Here is a 21,854-nt window from a genome sequence, read left to right as displayed (position 1 = left end):
ACAAGCGCGTCGGGCGTGAGCTTTGATAGTATCCTCGTGCTTGCTGGGTGGCCGGAGTGCCGCACATTCGAGGAAACCGGAATAAGCGATCGACAATGCACACTTTGAGCAAGGGCGGGGCGGGATCAGGCATCAGAATCTGGGCGGGCGGCCTGCTGCTGGCCTTGGCGGTGGGCGGCGCCCTGTATGCGGGCGCGGTGCGCACGGTCAATGACGACGCCGAACAGCGTTTCGACAACCTCACGCACGGTGCCCAGCATAGCCTGGCCACGCGCGTAAAAAGCTATTCCGATCTGCTGCGCGGGCTCGAAGCGCTGTTTCGCACCAGCGAGCAGCTGACGCGCCGCCAGTTCCACGATTACGTGGCCGGCCTCGATATCGCGCGCCAGTTCCCCGCCATCGAATCGGTCAACTACGCGGCGGCCGTCCCGTCGGCGCAGCGCGCCGCCTTCATCGAGGCCGTGCGCAAAGACACCAGCCTGGCGCCACGCGGCTATCCCGCTTTCACCATCCGCCCGCCCGGCGAGCGGCCCGAATACACGGTGCTCACTTACCTGGAGCCCGATTCGCTGCTGTCTGAACGCATGGGCGTCGATATCGGCGCCAGCCCGCTGGTGGCACAGGCCCTGGCGCAGGCGCGCGACAGCGGCGAAGTCAGCGCCTCCGGGCAGGTGATCATGATCAAGGGACCGCCCGCGCATGTGGGCCTGGGCATGCGCTTGCCCGTGTACCGCAATGGCATGCCGCAAGGCAGCGTGGCCGAGCGCCGCGCCGCCTACCAGGGATCCGTGGGCATCGGCTTTGGCGTGACACAGCTGGTGCACAGCGCGCTCGAACGCAGCGCCCTGGAACCGCTGCACCTGATCCTGTACAGCGCGGTCGAACCTCTGCCGGCTCAAGGCGTCCTGCGCATCGCGCCGCAGGACCGTCTGCTGTTCAACGATGACGGCGACCTGGCGGCAACGCCGCCGCAAGCGGGCGGCGATGCCGCGTATTTCGACCAGGTGCTGCCCATCGTGTATCAGGGGGGCGTATGGAAAGCCCATTTCCGCGTGCGCAAGGCGGAGCTGTACAGTCCCTTTGACCGCTATTTCCCGTGGCTGGCGCTGGCCGTCGGCGTGGCCGGCACCCTGCTCGTTTATGGCTACATCTTTACCCTGTACCGTTCGCGCCGCAACGCGGTGGCGCAGCGCACCCTGCTCGATACGGTGCTCGACAGCGTCGATGCCTACGTCTACATGAAGGATGCCGACCTGCGCTACCGCTACGTGAATGCGCGCACGGCGAAGATACTGGGCCGCTCGGCGGAGCAGTTGATCGGCCGCCAGGATGGCGAGTTGATGCTCGGCGATGCGGCCGCCGCCGCCCAGCTGACCGAACGCCAGGTGTTCGACAGCGGCGCCAAGTTCGTCGGCGAGGAGCGCTTCGTCGATGCGCAGGGCCAGGTGCATCACCTGTGGAGCGTCAAGGTGCCGCTGGGCTTGCCCGGTCCCGTCACGGGCCTGATCGGCCTGTCCACCGACGTGACGGAACTGCACCGCCTGAAGGAGCAGGCCGACGCGGCCAGCCAGGCCAAGAGCGACTTCCTGTCGAACATGAGCCATGAAATCCGCACGCCGATGAACAGCATCATCGGCATGGCGCACCTGGCGCTGAAATCGGTGGCCGATGCGCGCCAGCGCGATTATCTGCAAAAAATCTTCCATTCGGGCCAGCATTTGCTGGGCCTGATCAACGACATCCTCGATTTCTCCAAGATCGAGGCGGGCAAGCTGGAACTGGAAGTGCTGGACTTCCGTCTCGACACCCTGCTGGCGAACATCGCCAGCCAGCTCGGCGACGCGGCCGCCGTCAAGGGCCTGGCGCTGCAGTTCGATATCGCGGCCGAGCTGCCGCAGCGCTGGCGCGGCGACCCGCTGCGCCTGGAGCAGGTCTTGCTGAACCTGACCAGCAACGCCATCAAGTTTTCCGACAATGGCAGCATCTTCGTGCGCGTGCGCCAGTCCGAGGAGCGCGGCAGCCACAGCATGCTGCGCTTCGAGGTGCAGGACCGGGGCATCGGCATGAAGCAGGAAGAGGTGGCGCAGCTGTTCCGCTCCTTCCATCAGGCCGACCCCTCGACGACGCGCAAGTATGGCGGCAGCGGCCTGGGGCTGGTGATCAGCAAGCAACTGGTCGAACTCATGGGCGGCAAGGTGGGCGTGTACAGCCAGCCGGGCCTGGGCAGCACCTTCTGGTTCACGGCGCGCCTGGAGAAAAGCGCGCAAGCGGGCGACGAGCGCATCGTCGAAATCGAGCCCGAAGTCCTGGGTGTGATCCGTGGCGCATCCATCCTGCTGGTGGAAGATAACGTCTTCAGCCAGCAGGTGGGCTGCGAATTGCTGGAAGACGCCGGCGCCACCGTCTGCGTCGCCTGCAATGGCCGCGAAGCGCTGGAATTGTTGTCCCGCCAGCGCTATGACTGCGTGCTGATGGACGTGCAGATGCCGGAGATGGACGGCTTCGAGGCGACGCGCCGCATCCGCGCCGACCCCAGGCTCGGCGGCCTGCTGGTGATCGCCATGACGGCCAATGCGGGCAGCGAAGACCGCGCCCGTTGCCTGGCGGCCGGCATGGATGAATTCGTAACCAAGCCGATCGCCCCGAATCTGCTGTTTCACCTGCTGGCCAAATGGTTCCGCCTGCGTGGAGGCATTGGCGGCATTGGCGGTATCGGCCATGCGCGCGTGGGCGAGAGGCTGGCGGCGCTGCCGACAGTGCCGCCGTCGGGCGCCGCGCCGGACTTGCGCGACATGGCCATCCTCGATCTGGCCACCCTGGCGCTCACGTTCAGCAATGACGCCGTGAAGATGCGCAAATACACCCAGCTGTTTCTCGATACGGCGCGTGACGGCATCGCCGAAATGGAGCAGGCCATGGCGCTGGAAGACCTGGGGCGCCTGGCCGACCTGGGACACCGCAGCAAATCGTCGGCGCTGGCCGTGGGCGCGCATGCCTTCGCCAGCCTGTGCATGTCGATCGAAGGCTTGCGCCTGGGCGGCGATCTGCAGCAGGCGCGCGCCTTGCTGACGGCGCTGGAGCCGGCGCTGGCGCAGGTGGCGGAACAAATTTCTGTGGAATTTGCCGCCAGCGACGCCCCCTGACGCAGGCAGCGGCGATAATACGCGTTTGACGTCTCCGGCCACCGGGCCGGAGACGCGGCAACCCATCGGATCAGCATGCATACTCCCGTCACGCCCGGCCTTCTCATCCTGCATGGCAACCAGCTGGAACAGCTGCGCGCCGCCGTCTTCCAGTGGCTGCGCCAGCATCCGCTGGCGCCGCTGGAAACGGATATCTTCCTGGTGCAGTCGAACGGCGTGGCCGAATGGCTGAAGATCGCCCTGGCCGAAGAAATGGGCGTCTGCGCCGCCACGCGCATCGCGTTGCCGGCGCGCCTGCTGTGGGAAAGCTACCGCGGCATGCTGGGGCGCGAGCGGGTCCCGCGCGTGTCGCCGTTCGATAAATCGCCGCTGACCTGGCGTTTGATGCGTCTTTTACCCTCGCTGCTGGCAGACCCGGTGTTTGCGCCGCTGCGCTACTTCCTTGCCGATGGCGATAGCGAACGCCGGCTGCAGCTGGCCGAGCGCCTGGCCGATCTGTTCGACCAGTACCAAGTCTACCGCGCCGACTGGCTGGCCGACTGGGCGGCCGGGCGCGACCAGTTGCGCACGGCGCGCGGTGAAGCTATCGTCCTGAAGGAAGACCAGCGCTGGCAGGCGCAGTTGTGGCGCGCCGTGGCTGCCGACGTGGAGCCGTTTGAGCGCGACACGGGCCGCGCCGACATCCACGACGCCTTTTTGGCGGCGATCGCCGCCGGCGATGCGCCTGCCGGCAAGCTGCCGCGCAGGGTGGTGCTGTTTGGCGTGTCGGCCCTGCCATACCAGACCTTGCAGGCGCTGGCCGCGCTGGCGCGCCACACGCAGGTGGTGCTGGCCGTGCCCAATCCGTGCCAGTTTTACTGGGGCGACATCATCGACGGGCGCGACTTGCTGCGCGCGGAAAACAAGCGCCAGCGGCAGCGCAACGGCACCGACCTGGCGCAAATTCCGCTCGAAGAACTGCATGCGCACAGCCATCCGCTGCTGGCCAGCTGGGGCAGGCAAGGGCGCGACTTCATCCGCATGCTCGACGAATTCGACGAACACGCGCAAGCCGAGGGGCGCGACGACAGCCTGCGCATCGACCTGTTTGGCGAGGAAACGGGCGAAACCCTGCTGCAGCAGGTGCAGGTGGCCATCCGCGAACTGCGGCCGCTGGCGGAACATGAACAAACGCCGCCCGATGCAGGCGACCGCTCGATCGAATTTCACGTGGCGCACAGCGTGCAGCGCGAAGTGGAAGTGCTGCACGACCAGCTGCTGGCCATGTTCGCGCACAGCGCCGTAACGGGCTTGCGTCCGCGCGACGTGGTGGTGATGGTGCCCGACATCGACACGTTTACGGCCGCCATCCACGCCGTCTTCGGCCAGTACCGGCGCAATGACGAGCGGTTCATCCCCTTCGAGATCGGCGACGTGAAGGACCGCAGCGTCAATCCGCTGCTCGTCGCGCTCGAATGGCTGCTGCAGCTGCCGCAGCAGCGCTGCCGCCAGAGTGAAGTGCGCGACCTGCTCGACGTGCCCGCGCTGGCGGCGCGCTTCGGCCTGCAGCCGGACGACCTGGCCACCCTGGGCGCCTGGATCGAAGGGGCGGGCGTGCGCTGGGGCCTGGACCAGGCGCACCGCGCCGGCCTGGGGCTGGGCGCGGCCGGGGAACAGAATGCGTGGATTTTCGGCGTGCGGCGCATGCTGCTCGGCTATGCCAGCGGCAGCGGCGCCAGCTTTGGCGGCATCGAGCCGTATGCGGAAGTGGGCGGCCTCGATGCGGCGCTGGCGGGCTCGCTGGCGCAGCTGGTCGAGGCGTTGCTGCACTGGCGCAGCGTGCTGGCCGGCGCGCACACGCCCGCCGAATGGGGCGTGCAGGCGCGCGCGCTGCTGGCCGCCTTCTTTGATGCCGACGACGAAGGCGATCGCCTGACCCTGGCGCAGCTGGAAGGCGCCTTGCAGGGCTGGCTGGAAACCTGCGAGCATGCGGGTTTTGTCGAGCAGGTGCCGCTGTCCGTGCTGCGCGTGGCGTGGCTGGGCGCGCTCGACGAGCCGACCCTGAACCATCAATTCGTCTCCGGCGGCGTGACTTTCTGCACGCTGATGCCGATGCGCGCCGTGCCGTTCCGCGTCGTGTGCCTGCTGGGCATGAACGATGGCGATTTTCCACGCCGCGCGCAAAAGGCCGATTTCGACTTGCTGGCGCTGCCCGGCATGGCGCGCCCGGGCGACCGCTCGCGCCGCGACGATGACCGCTACCTGATGCTCGAAGCCTTGCTGGCCGCGCGCGACAAGCTGTACGTGAGCTGGGTGGGGCGCAATGTGCGCGACAATTCCGAGCAGCCGCCATCCGTGCTGGTGTCGCAGCTGCGCGACTACCTGGCCGCCGGCTGGTCGCTGGACCGGCACCTGGCCTCGCTGACCACCGAGCATGCGCTGCAGCCGTTCAGTCGCCGCTATTTCGAGGCCGATGGCTTGCTGACCTACGCGCGCGAATGGCGCGTAGTCCATACCGATGCCGATGCGGCGGATGCGGACGCGCAGGCCGCCGTGCTGCCGCTGGGCCCCTACGAGCTCGATCCCGGCACGCGCCTGAAGCTGGGCGAGCTGGCCAGCTTCCTGCGCCAGCCCGTCAAGTACTTTTTCCGCCGCCGCCTGAGCGTGTATTTCGCCGATGCGGCCATGCTGGGCGAGGATGAAGAGCCGTTCGGCCTGAATGCGCTCGAACGCTATCTGCTGGAAGACACCATGCTCGACGACGGCGGCGCCGTCGAAGCGCTGGACGAGGTGCGCGCCAGCCTGGAAGCGCGCGCGCAGAAACTGGCGCGCGAAGGCGTGCTGCCCATCGGCCTGATCGGCCGGCAAGTGCAGGCGCAGCTGGTCGAGGCGCTGGTGCCCGTGCGCAGCGCGTGGCTGTCGCTGCGCGCCTCGTTCCCGCTGGCGGCCGACAAGCGCGCCATCAATTTTCCGTTCGGCGAAGTGCAGATCGACGACTGGCTCGATAAATTGTGCAGCAACGGGCAGGAGACGGCCTGGCTGATGCAGATTTCCTCGAAAGTGACGGACAAGGGCGGCCTGGCGCGCGGCGACAAGCTGATGCTGATGTGGCTGCGCCAGCTGGCCGCCGCCGCCCTCGGCTTTCCCGTCACCGGCTATCTGGTGGCGCGCGACGCCATCGTCAGCATGGCGCCACTCGACCCGGCCACGTCGCGCGATGCGCTGGCCACCTTGCTGGCGCTGTGGCGCGAAGGCATGAACCATCCGTTGCCCACGGCGTGCAAGACGGGCCTGGCGCTGGTGCAGCAGGGCGACCCGCGCGCCGTCTACGATGGCGGTTTTGAACTGTCTGGCGAGCGCGATGAACTGTGCCTGGCGCGCCTGTGGCCCGAGTTTTCCGCGCTGGCGCTTGAGGAGGCATGGGAAGACTGCACGCGCGAATTGTATGGCCCGCTGGCCGACTGGCTGCAACAACACATTACGATCGACCCGATCAGCGCGCCCGATGACGGCGCGGGAGAAGAACAATGACGAGCCATCTGCTCAACCCCCTGGCGTTCCCGCTGCACGGCTCGCGCCTGATCGAAGCCTCGGCCGGCACGGGCAAGACCTGGAGCATCGCCGCGCTGTACGTGCGGCTCGTGCTGGGACACGGCGACGACGACAGCCGCTTTACGCGTCCCCTGCTGCCGGCCGACATCCTCGTGATGACGTTTACCCGCGCCGCCACGCGCGAATTGTCGAATCGCGTGCGCGAGCGCCTGATCGAGGCGGCCGCCTACTTCCGCCACGAGTCCGGTGGCAGCGACCCGTTTCTCGACGCCTTGCTGGAATCCTATCCTGACGAGAGCGAGCGGCAAAAGGCCGCGCACCGCTTGATGCTGGCCGCCGAGACGATGGATGAAGCGGCGATTTTCACCATCGACGCCTGGTGCCAGCGCATGCTGCGCGAGCACGCGTTCGACAGCGGCAGCCTGTTCGACGAAGAACTGGTCAGCGACGAGCAAGCCCTGTTCGAGGATGCGGCCCACGATTACTGGCGCCAGCAAGTCTATCCCTTGCCGCCGCAGGCGCTCGACGTGCTGCTGGCCTGCTGGCCCGACGTGGGGGCGCTGAAGAAAGGCGCGCGCGAGCTGGCGCGCCGCGCGGACATCATGCGCATGGCGGACGAAGAACCTTTATCTACCCTGATCGCGCGCGAACAGCGGGCGCTGGCCGCGCAGCTGGCCACCCTGAAGGCGGGCTGGGTCGAGCGCACTGAGCAGATGGCGACCTGGATCAACGACCACCGCGCCGTCAATCCCAAGTGTTTTAACGGCGTCAAGATGAAGCCGGAGAACCTGGCGAAGTGGTTCGACGGCTTGCGGCGCTGGGCACAGGACCCGCTGTTGCTGCTGCCGGCCATCACGGCCAAGGCGTGGGAGCGTTTGACGCCGTTCGGCATCGAGGATGCGTTTGCCAAGAGTTTCACGGCCCAGGTGCCCGAGTGCTTCGAACATACGGAAGCGCTGGGCATCGCCCTGGCGGCATTGACGCCGCTGGCGCACAAGCTGCACCTGCATGCGGCGGCGGCCATTGCGCGGCGCATGGATCAGTTAAAACGCCAGTCGCGCCAGTTCGGCTTTGCCGACATGCTGCAACGTCTGCACGATGCGCTGGCCGGCGAAAATGGCGCGGCCCTGCGCCAGCGCATCATCGATCAATACCCGCTGGCGATGGTCGATGAATTCCAGGATACGGCGCCGGCGCAGTACCAGATCTTCAATTCGCTGTACCGGATTGCCGACAACGATCCGGCGCTGGGCCTGTTCCTGATCGGCGACCCGAAGCAGTCGATCTACGGCTTTCGCGGCGCCGACATCCAGAGCTACCTGGCGGCGCGGCGCGCCACCACCGGTCGCCACTACCAGCTGGGCACCAACTACCGCTCGACGGCGCCGCTGGTGGCGGCCGTCAACCAGCTGTTCCTGCACGCCGAGCGCGCCGAGGTGCCGGCAGGCGCCTTCCGCTATCGGAAGAACGGCGAGAATCCGCTGCCGTTCGAAGCCGTCGACGCCAAGGGCCGCGACGAGTACCTGGTGAACGCCGGCGGCCCGCTGCCGGCGCTGCTGGCCGCCTGCGCCAGCGATGCAGGGCTGCGCGGCGACGGCTACCGCGAGTATTTCGCGCAGCATTGCGCCGAGCATATCGTCGCCATGCTGGGCGATGCGCAAGCCGGTTTTGCCGGTCCCGACGGATTCGTGCGCCTGCAGCCGGCCGATGTCGCCGTGCTCGTGCGCGACCGCAAGGAAGCGGCGGCCATCCGCCGCGCGCTGGCGCGCCGCCGGGTCGCCAGCGTGTATTTGTCCGACAAGGATTCCGTCGTCGACAGCGAGGAAGCGCAAGACGTGCTGCGCTGGCTGGCGGCGCTGGCCAACCCGCTTGACGGGGGACTGGCGCGCGCCGCGCTTGCCACGCGCACCATCGGCCTGTCGCTGGGCGAGCTGGCGCGCCTGTCGAGCGACGAACTGGAATGGGAGCGCCGGGTCGAGCAACTGAAGGCCCTGCATTTGATCTGGCAGCGCCAGGGCGTGCTGGCCATGCTGCGCCGCTTCATCCACGAACTGCAATTGCCCGCCATGCTGCTGCAGCAGACGGGCGGCGAGCGGCGCTTGACGAATCTGCTGCACCTGGCCGAACTGCTGCAATCGGCCAGCCGCCAGCTCGATGGCGAGCAGGCGCTGATACGCTGGCTGGCCGAGCAGATCGCCGGCGAAGGCGAGGGCGGCGACGAGCGCGTGCTGCGCCTGGAAAGCGATGCGGAGCTGGTGAAAGTCATCACCGTGCACAAGTCCAAGGGCCTCGAATACCCGCTTGTGTATTTACCGTTCGCCGTCACGGCGCGCAAGGTGGATAAACGCAACCGCAGCTTCTTCGAGTATGCCGGGGAGAATGGCGAACGCCGCCTCGACCTGTCCTTGTCCGACGAAGCCATGGCGGCGGTCGAGGAAGCGCGCATCGAGGAAGACTTGCGCCTGCTGTACGTGGCCCTGACGCGCGCGCGCCATTTCCTGTGGCTGGGCGTGGCCGCCCAGGCGGCGCGCAAGGCGGGCGAGAATACCCTGCACGAATCGGCGCTCGGCTACCTGCTGACGGGCGGCGACAAGCTGCCGGCGGAGCAGCTGCTGCTGCGCTGGCAGCAGGTGGCGGGCGATTGCGACGCCATCTACGTGAGCTCCCTGGCGCAGCCCGACGCCTGCACGGTGCTCGACCGGGTCGAGCGTCGTCCCGAACTGCGTCCCGCGCCCGTGTTCGCGGGCGAATTCGAGCGCGACTGGTCGGTGGGTAGCTTTACCTCGCTGACGCGCCAGATCGGCGCCGTGGCGGCCGCGCACGTGCCGCAGCGGGCGCTGGAAGAGACCTTGCTGGAAGACGGCACCGGCGTGCCGGCCGCGTCGCCGCTGCAGACGGGCGACGCGCCATGGCACCGCTTCCCGCGTGGTTCCGTGCCCGGCAATTTCCTGCACGAACAGCTCGAGTGGATGGGCGGAGAAGGTTTTGACAGCGTCCACGAGGCCAATTTCGACACGCGTCTGGCCGCGCGCTGCGAGCGGGCAGGCTGGGGCCACCGCCAGGACGATGCCATCGCCTGGCTCAGGGAAATCGCCGTCACGCCGCTGCCGCTGCTCGATGCGTCGTTGTCGCAGCTCGATAGCACCCTGTCCGAGATGGAGTTCTGGTTCCCCAGCGAGCATTTGTCCACCGCAGCGCTCGACCAGTTGTGCACGCGCTTGCTGTTGGGCGGCGCACCGCGTCCCGCGCTGCCGCGGCGCCAGCTGCACGGCATGCTGAAAGGCTTTGCCGACCTGGTCATCGAACGGGAGGGGCGCTACTGGGTGCTCGACTACAAGTCGAATGCGCTGGGCGCCAACGACGGCGCCTATCACACGCAGGCGCTGGCGGCCGGCATGGCGCAGCACCGCTACGATATCCAGGGCGCGATCTACATGCTGGCCCTGCACCGGCTGCTGAAAAGCCGCCTCGGTGACGCTTACGATCCGGCCGAGCACCTGGGCGGCGCCATCTTCCTGTTCCTGCGCGGCATAGCGAATGCGGATACACACGGCTGCTACTGGCTGGCGCCGCAGCTGGAACTGCTGGACGGACTCGATCAACTATTGTCAGAAGAAGCGGAACATCATGCAGCATAGTGAGCAAATGAATGCCTTGTTCAGCCACATCGACGGCGTCGCCGGGGCGGGCCATCTGCGCCGCCTGAGCGCCGCCTTTGCCCGCTTCATCGCCAGCCTGGACGAGCAGGCGCCGCATGCGCCCGCCGTGGCCGTGGCGTGCGTGGTCCTGTCCGAGCTGGAAGGGCGGGGGCACAGCTGCCTGATGCTGGCGGACCTGGCCAGCGAACCGTCGCAGCTGCTGGGCTGGAGCGAGGAGCTGTGGCATGCCGTGCTGGCCGTTGCCGGCCCGCTGCCCGCATCGCTTGACGGCTGGCGCGCGCTGCTGGCCGGCGCGCCGCAGGTGTGGCAGGTCGGTGCGCCCGATGTGAAACAGCCGCTGGTGCTCGATGGCGACCGCCTGTACCTGCGCCGTTACTGGCGCGACGAGACACTGGTCGGTGAAAAGATCGCCGTGCGCGCGCAGGATTTGAGCACTCCGCCGCTGGCACAGGTGCGGCAATGGCTCGACATCCTGTTCGACCAGCCCACGCAGGATGGGGGGCCGGACTGGCAAAAGGTGGCGTGCGCCATCGCCCTGCGCGGCAAGGTGGCCATCATCACGGGCGGCCCGGGCACGGGCAAGACGTACACGGTGGCCAGTTTGCTGACCTTGCTGTTTGCCGTCTCGCCGCAGCCGGAGCAGCTGCGCATCGCGCTGGCAGCGCCCACGGGCAAGGCGGCCGCGCGCTTGAAACAGTCGATCGACAAGGCCTTGAGCGGCCTGGCGGAAAAGGTCGGGGAAGCCTTGCCCCTGCTGGAACTGGCGCGGCGCATGGGCGCGGCGCGCACCCTGCATAGTTTGCTGGGCGCGCGGCCCGATACGCGCGCCTTTGCCCACCACGCGGGCAATCCGCTCGACGTCGACGTGCTGATCGTCGACGAAGCGTCGATGGTGCACCTGGAGATGATGGCCTCGGTGCTCGATGCCTTGCCGCCCACGGCGATTCTGATCCTGCTGGGCGACAAGGATCAATTGGCGTCGGTGGAAGCGGGCGCCGTGCTGGGCGACTTGTGCCACGATGCGCAGGCGGGCGGCTACACGGCGGACACCATCGCGTATGCGCAGGCGGCCAGCGGCGTGGCCATTCCGCCTGACTTTGCAGGTGGCGCCGGCGCGCTGGCGCAGCAGACGGTGATGCTGCGCCACAGCCACCGTTTCAGCGGCCCGATCGGCGAGCTGGCGCTGGCCGTGAATGGCGGCAGGCCCGATCTGGCCAGGGCGTGTTTCGCCGGCGACAGCGGCGGTCAGCTGGCGTGGAACGTGCCGGCGCAGCAGGAAGACGTGCTGCGCCTGGCCTTGCGCGGGCGGGTGGACGCGCCCGGCGGCTATCAGCCCTACCTGGCGCTGGTGAACGCGGGCGAGGCGGCGTACGCGCGGCATGACGACTGGGTGCGCGCCGTGCTGCACGCTTTCGAGGCATTCCGCATCCTGTGCGCCGTGCGCGAAGGCGAGTGGGGCGTGGCCGGCTTGAACACGGCCATCGAGCTGCGGCTGGAAAAGGAAGGCTGGATACGCCGCAGCGAATGGTATGTGGGCCGTCCCGTGATGGTCACGCGCAACGACTACGGCACGGGCGTGTTCAATGGCGACATCGGCCTGACCCTGCGCGATCCGGCGCGGCCCGGTTCCCTGCGCGTGTATTTTTTGGAAGGCGAGAACGTGCGCAGCGTGCTGGCCACGCGTTTGCGCCACGTGGAAACGGCGTTCGCCATGACGGTGCACAAGTCGCAGGGCTCGGAATTTCGCCACACGGTGCTGGTGCTGCCGCAGGAGGGCGGCGCCATGCTGGCGCGCGAACTGGTCTACACGGGCATCACGCGCGCGCGCGACTTCTTTACCCTGGTCTCGCCCACGCAGGCCGTGCTGTTCGACGCGATTCTGCGCCGCACGCAGCGCGCCAGCGGCTTGAGAGGACTGATCGGCTGACGGTTTGACCGGGCTCTGTAGGTTTCCATATAGAAATATATGTGTTGTATTCCGAATAGTTGGGGTAATTGTTCCGATTTTTGTGTGAAAATACTTTCGTAGAGAACGTGGTGCAAAAGCACTGTTTTTTGCCACTATTTCACGCCATTAAAATCGAAACGAGGAGTCCATCATGTTGTCTTCCCTTCGCACGCGTCTGGTGCTGATTTGCGTTTCCATCGTCGTGCTGTCCATGCTGGCCTTGTCGGTCGCCAATTACGTCACCACGCGCAACAGCATGCTGGCTTCGGCTGACCAGCAGATGCAGCAGCTGCTACAAAGCCAGTCGGCCGTGCTGGCGCAATGGGTCGATGGCAAGAAAAAGGTGATGGCGTCCGTCGTCATGTCGGCCGAGACGCCCGATCCGCTGCGCGCCTTCCAGATCGCGGAAAAGGCCGGCGATTTTGCCGAAGTGTTCATCGGCTACGCGGACAAGCGCTCCGTGTTTACCCATCCGGGCCGCCCGGCCGATTTTGATCCCACCGCGCGCGCCTGGTACACGGACACCGTCAAGGCGGGCGTGCCGATGCTGACGCCGCCGTACGTGGATGCGGCCAGCCACAAGCTGGTGGTGTCGTTTACGGCGCCCGTCGGCCCGAAAGAGGCGTTGCTGGGCGTGGCGGGGGCCGACGTGCTGCTCGATACGGTCATCGCCAACGTGGTGGCGATCAAGCCGACGCCGCACAGTTTTGCCTTCCTCGTCGACCAGAGCGGCACCATCATCGCCCATGCGAACAAGGAACTGAGCCTGCAGCCGGTGGCGAAACTCGATGCGGCGCTGTCGGCCGCGCAGATCAACCGGCTGGAAAGCGCGCGCCAGAGCGACGCCGTGCGCCTGAACGATCGCGACGGCATGCTGTACGTCACGCGCGTGGCGGGGACAAGCTGGCTGCTGGCCGTGGTGCTCGACCAGCAGGAAGCCATGCAAGCCTTGCAGACGATGCTGACGACGGCCACCGTCACGGCCGTGCTGCTGGCCGGCGCGGCGGCGGTGCTGCTGTCGCTGCTGGTCTTTAAAATGCTCAAGCGCCTGGAGCTGGTGCGCGATGCGCTCGACGACATCGCCTCGGGCGAAGGCGACCTGACGCGCCGCCTCGACGCTTCCGGCGTGGATGAACTGGCGCAGATCGCGGACGCCTTCAACCGCTTCATCGACAAGATCGCCGCCGTGCTGGTGAAAATCCGCATGGCCAGCGAATCGGTCAAGGTGTCGTCGTCGGAAATCGCCGCCGGCAACCAGGATCTGTCGTCGCGCACGGAACAGCAAGCCAGCTCGCTGGAAGAGACGGCCGCCTCGATGGAAGAGCTGACTTCCACCGTGAAACAGAACGCGGACAATGCGCGCCAGGCCAACCAGATGGCGCAATCGGCGTCCGGCGTGGCCAGCAAGGGCGGGCAAGTGGTGGCGCAAGTGGTCGAGACCATGGCCTCGATCAACGACTCGTCGAAGAAGATCGTCGACATCATCAGCGTCATCGACGGCATCGCCTTCCAGACGAATATCCTGGCCTTGAACGCGGCCGTGGAAGCGGCGCGCGCGGGCGAGCAGGGACGCGGCTTTGCCGTGGTGGCGACGGAAGTGCGTAATCTGGCGCAAAGATCCGCTGGCGCGGCGAAGGAAATCAAGCTGCTGATCGACGATTCGGTGGGCAAGGTCGATTCGGGCGCGCGCCTGGTCGACGAGGCGGGAGCGACGATGCAGGAAATCGTCGACAGCGTGCGCCGCGTGACCGACATCATGGGCGAGATCACGGCCGCCAGCGTCGAGCAGAGTTCCGGCATCGAACAGGTGAACCAGGCCATCGCGCAAATGGACCAGGTGACGCAGCAGAATGCGGCCCTGGTGGAAGAGGCTGCGGCTGCGGCGGAAAGCCTGCAAGACCAGGCCGGCACCCTGGCGCAGGTGGTGGGCGTGTTCAAGCTCGATGACGGGCAAGCGCCGCAGCAGCAGAAACCGCAGCCGCAGCCGCAGCCAGTCCGGCCCGTGGCGCGGGCAGCCATCGCGCCGCGCCTCGCCAGCCGCCCCGCAAAAACGCCCGTCGCCAAGCCCGAGCGCAGCGACGAGTGGGAAACGTTCTAGGCGCGCCGGGGCGCCAGGGTCGGCGCCATCTGCTTCGCCACCTCGAAAAAAGCGTTGGTGGCGGGCGTGTTCTGACGCCGGTCGCGCACGGCCAGGCCCACCTTGCGGCTGACGGGCGGATGTAACGGCAGGGCCACCAGCTCCGGATATTGTTCCCGCAGGCGCTGCGGCAGGGCCAGTTCGGCCACGATGGAGACGCCATCGCCGCGGCTGACCATGTCGAGGATGGTGATCACCTGGCTGATGCGGTAGGGCACATTCGGCTGCAGGCCCGCGTTGGCGAACAGCGGTTCGATCAGGCAGGCGCAGCCCGCCTCGGACATGATGAACGGCCCTTCGCACAGCTGCGCCAGGGTGATGGCCGCTTCGCTGGCCAGCGGGTGGCTGCGCGGCACCAGCGCCATCATCTGGTCTTCCACCAGCGGCGCCGTATCGAAGCGCTCGTCGGGCAGCACGACGAAGCCGACATCGACGCGACGTTCGCGTATCCACTGCACCACTTCATGGTCGGCGCCCTCGTCGATGCGCAGGGTGATGCCGGGATAGCGCAGGCGGAATTGCGCCGTGATGGCCGGCAGCAAATTCAAGGACGAGGTGGGGCCGAAGGAACCGATGCGCAAGCTGCCCTGGCGCTGGCCCAGCACGTCGGCCGCTTCCTGGCGCATGGCTTCCGACAGGCCGAGGATTTCACGCGCGCGCAGCAGCAGCTGGCGGCCCACGTCCGTCAGCTCGGCCGAGGCCTGGTGGCGCACGATCAGGTCCACGCCCATTTCCCTTTCCAGCGCTTTTAGCGCATGCGAGACGGCCGACTGGCTGATGCCCAGCTGCGCGGCGGCGGCGGAAAAGCCGTGCAGTTCGGCCACCAGGGTAAAAATTTCCAGTTGCGTGAAGGTCATGGCTGTGGTTTTCCTGTGCTATGAGTATTTACTCATTATTTCATGAGTTGATATTAGTATTAATATATAAGTGTACACCACCCGCCGCGCAAGCGGCCTCACAGGAACTCCCATGTCTTCATCCGCCTTGCCCTCTGCCACCTTGCCTGCCGCGCAATCGCCGCTCGTCTACCTCAAACTGATTTTCGTCGCCCTGTTCTGGGGCGGCACCTTTATCGCGGGGCGCGTGCTGGCGCAGCAGATGCCGCCGATGACGGCGGCCAGCGGGCGCTTCGGCGTCGCCGTGATCCTGCTGCTCGTGCTGGCGTGGAAACTGGAAGGCGGCTTGCCGCGCCTGGACCGCAAGCAGCTGGCGACGACGGCGGCGCTGGGCCTGACGGGCATCTTTCTGTACAACCTGTGTTTCCTGGCGGCCCTGTCGCGCATGCCGGCCGGGCGCACGGCGCTGTTCGTGGCGCTGAACCCCATCGTCACGGCGCTGGCCTCGGCCATGCTGTTCCGCGAACGGCTCGGATCGTTCAAGTGGCTGGGCATCATGCTGGCGTTTTGCGGCACGGCCATCGTCATCACGCGCGGCGACCTCGCCGGCGTGCTGCACGGCACGGGCGGCGGCATCGGCATGGGCGAAGTGTTCATGTTTTGCGGCATTTCCAGCTGGGCCGCCTATACCCTGATCGGCCGGGTCGCGCTGAAGGGCCTCTCGCCGATTGCCGCCACCACGTATGCCTCGATGTGGGGCCTGGCCTTTTTGCTCGTGGGGGCGGTGGTGGAGTTCCCGACGGTGCCGTGGCACAGCTTCGGCTGGCAAGTCTGGGCCGCCATCGGCTACCTGGGCGTGTTCGGCACGGTGATCGGCTTTGTCTGGTATTACGAGGGCGTCAAGGCGCTGGGACCGTCGCGCACGGCCGTGTTCAACAACCTCGTGCCCGTGTTCGGCATCGTGCTGGCGGCGGGGCTGCTGGGCGAGCCCGTGCTCGCCTCGATGCTGGTGGGCGGCGCGGTGACGATTGCCGGCGTGGTGATGACCAACCGGCAAGCGAAGTAAGTGGTTTTCTGATATGTAAGCACGCCTGAAAAACGTTCAGGGCAAGGCGCAGTGCCGCAGGCAGTACGAATAGTACGGCCAGGCACTGCAACGCCGCCATGGACGTTTTCTCAGCCGTGCTTATTTGGCGCGGCGGCGCTTCGATGGCTTGGCCGGCGCCTTCTTGTGCCGGCTGACGGAAGCGCGCATCACCTTCGGCTCTTCGATACCGTTCTCGGCCGCCAGCATGCGGCGGATGTTGACGGCGTCCATGGCGCGCACGGAATTGGCGCGCGCGTTGAGCAGGATCATGGTGGCGAATTTGCCGGCCGACTTGATGCGCATGATCAGGCAACGCCCCGCTTCATTCGTGTAGCCCGTCTTCGACAGGCCGATGTCCCAGCCCTTGGCGCCCACCAGGCGGTTCGTGTTGTGGTATTCCACGTCGCGGCCCTTGATCTGGATCACGTCCTTCGAATCGGTGGTGATGCGGCTGATTTCCGGGTAGCGCGAGGCGGCCACGGCCATCTTGACGAGGTCCGCCGCCGTCGACTGGTTGTTCGGCGACAAGCCCGTCGGCTCTTCGATCACGGTCTGGCGCATGCCCAGGGCCTTGATCTTGGCGTTGACGGCCACGGCGAACGCCGTCGGGCCGCCGGGGAAGGTGCGCGCCAGCGAGGCGGCGGCGCGGTTGTCGGACGACATCAGTGCCAGTTGCAGCACGTCGTGGCGGCTCAGGGTGGCGCCCACGGGCACGCGCGAGGTGCTGTGTTTCAAGGTGTCGACATCCTCGCGGTCGATGCTGATCTCTTCCTGCATATTCGCCTTGGAGTCGAGCACGACCATGGCCGTCATGAGCTTGGTCAGCGAGGCGATCGGCACCACCACGTTGGAATTTTTTTCAAGCAAGATTTTGCCTGTGCCGTCTTCGACTACCAGGATCGACTGGGAACCGAAGGGCACGGCGATGGCCGCTGTCGAAAGCGTCATCAGCACCGCGGCGAACATTTTTTTGAGCATGGGATTGTAATGGGAAAGCAGTTTTGGGGCGCCATCAGGGGCGCTGCGCGCAAATCCGGAACGGGGCCGCGCGGGGACGCGGCGTGTATCTCGGAGGCAATATTTGCCAAGCTTAAACAATACCATTAAAGATCAAGCGATGTCTACGGAATAAGGGCGCCACAGGCGGCGCTGCGGCCAATTTGGCGAATAAAAACGGTTATTCTTGCCGTAGTGAAAATTGTTACGCAATTATTGATTTCGCTATGGAAACTTCGTATTATTTCAGCAATATTGGCAGACTTGATCCGGCAGGCGCCGCGCGCTTCGTCGTTGATGCCCGCCGCTTCGTGCTTCGTCGCCCCGCGCTATGCCCTGCAACAGGGGTACCGTAGACTGCGTTCATGCCTGAATCACGGACCACGGAGAACGCATCGTGTTAAAAAAATATATGCAATGGTATCGCGGCATCGACGAAGAATCGCTGCGGGTGCTGCAACATCCCGAGATGGCGGAGCAGGTCCAGGGACGGGTGCGCCGCTACGTCGCCATGAAGCTGGTGAAACTGACGCCGATCGAGCGCCAGCAATTGCACGCTTTCCTGCTCAAGTACCGCGGCGCCGTTTGTTACCTCGCCGCGTTCAAGCTGATGCTGCTGTTCAGCGCCATCGGCGTCGCCCTGCACCTGCTGCTGCCGGCCAGGTTCGAATTGCTCAAGGCCCTCGCTTTCAGCAACGGCATGGGTTTTGCGCTGACGTGGGGCCTGGTGGGTGTCTGGTTCAATTACCGCAGTTCCGTGCGCAACAAGTTCAAAAGACTCTTGCTGGTCGTTTCGACCTGCGCGGCAGGGGTGGCGGCCGGCGTGCTGCTGGCCGGCTTGTGCGATACCGGTTCCATGGGCATGGCCTTCGAGCGCTTGCTGCGGGTGGGCGGCATCGCCTTGCTGGTGGCTGGCCTGTTTTATATGGTGCCGCTGGCGCTCGTGACCACCTGGCGCAACCGGCAATACGAAGCGCTGACCTTGCAACTGCAGCAGGATGCCGAGCGCGACCGACTGGCGCGCGAACTGAGCGAATCGCAGCTGCGTCTGCTGCGCGCGCAGATCGAACCGCATTTCCTGTTCAATACCCTGGGCGCCGTGCAGCAACTGGCCGAGCAGGGCGCGCAAGGCGCGGGCAGGGCAGCGGCATTGACGGCCGATCTGATCGCCTTCCTGCGCGCCAGTCTGGCGGAGATGCGCAGCGAGCAAGTGCCCTTGCAAAGCGAGTTCGACATGGTGGCCGCGTATTTGCGCGTGATGCAGGCGCGCCTGGGCTCGCGCCTGCGCTATGCGCTGGATTTGCCGGCCGAGTTTGCGCACGCGACGATACCCAGCATGATCTTGCTGACCCTGGCGGAAAATGCCATCAAGCATGGTATTGAACCATCGTTGCGCGGTGGCGAGATCCGCCTCTCGGCGCTGCGGGTGGACGGCATGCTGCGCCTGCGCGTGCAGGACACGGGCATGGGCTTGCCGGAAAACGGTGCGGGCAGCGTGCCCGGAGGCGGCCTGGGCCTGGAAAACGTGCGCAGCCGGCTGTTGCTGTCCGATCCGTCCGCCAGCCTGAGCCTGCGCGACGGCGAAGAGGGCGGCATGATCGCTGAAATAGTGCTACCCATTAAAATTGCATCCAGCCTGAAAGAACCTGTCGCATGAACACCACCATCCTGATCGCCGAAGACGAACCCCTGATGCGCGAGCGCCTGCAAATGCTGCTGGCGCAAGCCTGGCCCGAGGCGCAAGTCGTGCTGGTGGCGGAAAACGGCAACGACGCCTGGGACGGTTTCCTTGAGCATGAGCCGGACGTGGTTTTCCTCGACATCCGCATGCCTGGCCTGTCGGGCCTGGAAGTGGCCGAGCGCATCGGCAAGCGCGCCCACGTCGTGTTCGTCACCGCCTACGACCAGTACGCCGTCGATGCGTTCGACGCGGGCGCCGTCGACTATCTGTTGAAACCCGTGCAGGCCGAGCGGCTGCAGCGCGCGCTGGCCCGGCTGCGCGACAAGCTCGGTGCGCAGCCGGCCGACATGGCCAATTTATTGCAGTCGCTGCGCGCCGCCTTGCCGGCGCCGCCGCGTGACAAGTTGAAATGGATCAAGGCCAGCGTGGGCAAGCAGATCCGCCTGATCGACATCGACGACGTGCTGTTCTTCCAGGCCGACACCAAGTACACGCGCGTGGTGCTGGCCGGCTCGGAAGCGCTGGTGCGCACGCCGCTGAAGGATTTGCTGGGCGGACTCGATCCGGAACAGTTCTGGCAAATCCACCGCGGCACCATGGTCAACGTGAAAGCCATCGAGGCAGCCGAGCGCATCGACGCCGAGCGCATGCAGGTGCTGGTGCGTGGCAGCACGGAAAAGCTGCCCGTCAGCCGCACGTTTACGTATTTGTTCAGGGATTGATATGATGGCAATATTTTTAATCTGCCACTGAAATGGACATCTCATGACAATCTTGCGCCGCTGGTTCTCCGCCATCCTTCTTTCCTTGCTCGCTTGCACGGCTGCCACGGCAGCGCAGAAGGAGGAAAAGGTGGTGTATCACGTCAATGACGCCAGCAATGCCACGGCTGCGCTGAAAAATATCCGCAATCACCTGGACGCCAGCCCCCAGGCCACCATCGTGCTCGTCGCGCATGGCCCCGGCATCGATTTTCTGCTCGACGGCGCCATCGACAAGAATGGCACTGCGTATGAAGTGGCGGTGCGCGAGCTGGCCAAGCGGGGCGTGAGTTTTCGCGTCTGCAATAACACCTTGCAAGGACGCAACATCGACCGCCAGCGCGTGCTGCCCGAAGCGGTCATCGTACCGTCGGGCGTGGCCGAGCTGAGCCGCTTGCAGTGGCAGGAAGGGTATGTGTATATCAAGCCCTGACGCACGCGCCGCTGCCGGATGGCAAGGGCGCGGCGCATGGGAAGCGGGGGCTTACTGGATCTTGGCGATCGACACTTCCGTCGATTTCACCAGGGCGATGACTTCGCTGCCCACTTTCAAGTCCAGGTCCTTGATCGAGCGCGAGGTGATCACCGACGTGACGATGCCGTGCGGCGTTTCCACGTCCACTTCCGAGACCACGGGGCCAAAGATGATTTCCTTGATCTTGCCGCGAAACTGGTTGCGTACATTCACTTCCGAGATAGCCATGATATTTCCTTTGAGCCCGTAATACGCCATGTGGCGCGACAAGGCCAGAGTACGGCGCGCACGCGGTTTTGACCACGAATCGATGCGCATATCGATATGCGCAAACAGGCGCGCACATGAAAAAACCGGGAACAAGTCCCGGTTTTTATTGATGTGGCGCAAACTTACTTCTGATAAATCTTGTCGAACTCGCCGCCATCGTCAAAATGTTTCTTTTGTGCCTGTTTCCAGCCGCCAAAGACGTCATCGACGGTAAACAGGCTGATCGGCTTGAAGCTGGCCGCGTACTTCTTCGCTACCGCTGCCGAACGGGGGCGCAGGTAGTGCTTGGCGACCAGTTCCTGGCCCGGCTCCGAGTACAGGTATTGCAGGTAGGCCGTGGCTTCCTTGCGCACGCCGCGGCGGTCGACGACCTTGTCGACGACGGCCACGGGCGACTCGGCCAGGATGGAGATGCTTGGATACACCACTTCGAAGTTGTCGCCGAATTCGGCGCGCACCAGTTGCACTTCATTTTCAAACGTCACCAGCACGTCGCCGATTTCACGCTGGGTAAACGTGGTGGTGGCGCCGCGGCCGCCGCCGTCGAGCACGGGCACGTTCTTGAACAGCTTGGTCACCAGTTCGCGCGCCTGCGCTTCGCTGCCGCCTTTTTTCACGGCATAGCCCCAGGCGGCCAGATACGTGTAGCGGCCGTTGCCCGAGGTTTTCGGGTTCGGCACGATGACCTTGATGCCGGGCTTGGCCAGGTCGTCCCAATCCTTGATGTGTTTCGGATTGCCTTTGCGCACCAGATACACCATGGTGGAATAGAACGGCGCCGCATTGTTCGGGAATTTCTTGGCCCAGTCGGCCACCACCAGGCCGCGATCGACGAGGATATCGATGTCATTCGCCTGGTTCATGGTCACGACGGACGCTTCCAGGCCATCGGCGACCGAGCGCGCCTGCTTGCTCGAGCCGCCGTGCGACTGCTTGATGGTGATGGTTTCACCCGTTTTGGCTTTCCAATCAGCAATAAACGCGGGATTCACATCCTTGAACAATTCGCGCATCACGTCGTACGAGGCGTTCAGCAAGACCACGGGTTCGGCGGCGCTGGCGGCCATCGGCAGGCTCATGGCGGCAGCGGAAGCGGCCAGGGCGCTGGCCAGGAACCAGCGGCGCGAGCGTTGGGTGAGTGTCGCTGCGGCAGTCGATACGGCGTTGGAATGGGTCATGTTGAACTCTTGTTGTGAGAATAGACAGTCATAGTCTAAAATTCCGGCCGGAAAAGAAACGAATTTTTCGTAATATGCTTAGATCCGATTCCCGTTTGTGCTGAAAAACAGATATCGATTTTTGAAATGATTCGTGGGCAAGACGACAGTCA

Annotated in this window: 13 protein-coding genes; 9 read left to right on the top strand and 4 right to left on the bottom strand. The window is 65.5% G+C overall.

What is annotated here, in order from left to right:
• Positions 1-95 precede the first annotated feature (95 nt).
• The 5 genes from KY494_RS05505 (at position 96) to KY494_RS05485 (ending at position 14,379) form a co-directional block, all read left to right on the top strand.
• On the top strand, positions 96-3,143 hold the full coding sequence (locus KY494_RS05505; RefSeq protein ID WP_219890202.1) for a CHASE domain-containing protein: 3,048 nt from the start codon (positions 96-98) through the stop codon (positions 3,141-3,143).
• 75 nt (positions 3,144-3,218) lie between these two features.
• On the top strand, positions 3,219-6,653 hold the full coding sequence (recC, locus tag KY494_RS05500) for an exodeoxyribonuclease V subunit gamma (RefSeq protein WP_219890201.1): 3,435 nt from the start codon (positions 3,219-3,221) through the stop codon (positions 6,651-6,653).
• Complete coding sequence (recB, locus tag KY494_RS05495) at positions 6,650-10,312, top strand: exodeoxyribonuclease V subunit beta (RefSeq protein WP_219890200.1); 3,663 nt, start codon at positions 6,650-6,652, stop codon at positions 10,310-10,312. The genes recC and recB overlap by 4 nt, the downstream gene beginning before the upstream one ends.
• Positions 10,302-12,260: an exodeoxyribonuclease V subunit alpha gene (gene recD / locus KY494_RS05490; RefSeq protein ID WP_219890199.1), complete on the top strand. Its 1,959-nt coding sequence runs from the start codon at positions 10,302-10,304 to the stop codon at positions 12,258-12,260. The genes recB and recD overlap by 11 nt, the downstream gene beginning before the upstream one ends.
• 172 nt (positions 12,261-12,432) lie before the next feature.
• On the top strand, positions 12,433-14,379 hold the full coding sequence (locus tag KY494_RS05485) for a methyl-accepting chemotaxis protein (RefSeq protein ID WP_219890198.1): 1,947 nt from the start codon (positions 12,433-12,435) through the stop codon (positions 14,377-14,379).
• On the opposite strand, the gene KY494_RS05480 is transcribed toward KY494_RS05485, so the two are convergent.
• Positions 14,376-15,275: a LysR family transcriptional regulator gene (locus KY494_RS05480; RefSeq protein ID WP_219890197.1), complete on the bottom strand. Its 900-nt coding sequence runs from the start codon at positions 15,273-15,275 to the stop codon at positions 14,376-14,378. The two genes, KY494_RS05485 and KY494_RS05480, sit on opposite strands and share 4 nt — an antisense overlap.
• Before the next feature lie 112 nt (positions 15,276-15,387).
• Here KY494_RS05480 and KY494_RS05475 point away from each other — a divergent pair, with 112 nt between their 5' ends.
• On the top strand, positions 15,388-16,320 hold the full coding sequence (locus tag KY494_RS05475) for a DMT family transporter (protein WP_219890196.1): 933 nt from the start codon (positions 15,388-15,390) through the stop codon (positions 16,318-16,320).
• A gap of 120 nt (positions 16,321-16,440) precedes the next feature.
• Here the strand turns inward: KY494_RS05475 and KY494_RS05470 are convergent, their stop codons facing one another.
• Entirely contained in the window at positions 16,441-17,319 is an 879-nt protein-coding gene (locus tag KY494_RS05470) for a serine hydrolase (protein WP_071077862.1), read from the bottom strand.
• A gap of 430 nt (positions 17,320-17,749) precedes the next feature.
• Here KY494_RS05470 and KY494_RS05465 point away from each other — a divergent pair, with 430 nt between their 5' ends.
• From KY494_RS05465 to KY494_RS05455, 3 genes are read left to right on the top strand one after another with little or no spacing between them, the layout of a single operon-like run.
• Entirely contained in the window at positions 17,750-18,994 is a 1,245-nt protein-coding gene (locus KY494_RS05465; protein WP_219890195.1) for a sensor histidine kinase, read from the top strand.
• Positions 18,991-19,740 carry a LytTR family DNA-binding domain-containing protein gene (locus KY494_RS05460; protein WP_128139640.1) on the top strand — a complete coding sequence of 250 codons (750 nt, stop codon included), beginning with the start codon at positions 18,991-18,993 and terminating at the stop codon, positions 19,738-19,740. The genes KY494_RS05465 and KY494_RS05460 overlap by 4 nt, the downstream gene beginning before the upstream one ends.
• A gap of 43 nt (positions 19,741-19,783) precedes the next feature.
• Positions 19,784-20,212, top strand: coding sequence for a DsrE family protein (locus KY494_RS05455; RefSeq protein WP_219135550.1), 429 nt, complete (start codon positions 19,784-19,786; stop codon positions 20,210-20,212).
• A 51-nt stretch (positions 20,213-20,263) separates the two neighbouring features.
• On the opposite strand, the gene KY494_RS05450 is transcribed toward KY494_RS05455, so the two are convergent.
• Both KY494_RS05450 and KY494_RS05445 read right to left on the bottom strand, forming a co-directional pair.
• Positions 20,264-20,482, bottom strand: coding sequence for a molybdopterin-binding protein (locus KY494_RS05450; protein WP_034757699.1), 219 nt, complete (start codon positions 20,480-20,482; stop codon positions 20,264-20,266).
• A 164-nt stretch (positions 20,483-20,646) separates the two neighbouring features.
• A complete protein-coding gene (locus KY494_RS05445; protein ID WP_308836415.1) occupies positions 20,647-21,702 on the bottom strand; it encodes a sulfate ABC transporter substrate-binding protein in 1,056 nt (351 codons plus the stop codon).
• Positions 21,703-21,854 lie beyond the last annotated feature (152 nt).

Source organism: Janthinobacterium sp. PAMC25594, from assembly GCF_019443505.1.
Taxonomy (GTDB): Bacteria; Pseudomonadota; Gammaproteobacteria; order Burkholderiales; family Burkholderiaceae_D; genus Janthinobacterium.
Note: the sequence above shows the minus strand (reverse complement) of the source record. Positions and strands in the feature narration are given on the sequence as shown.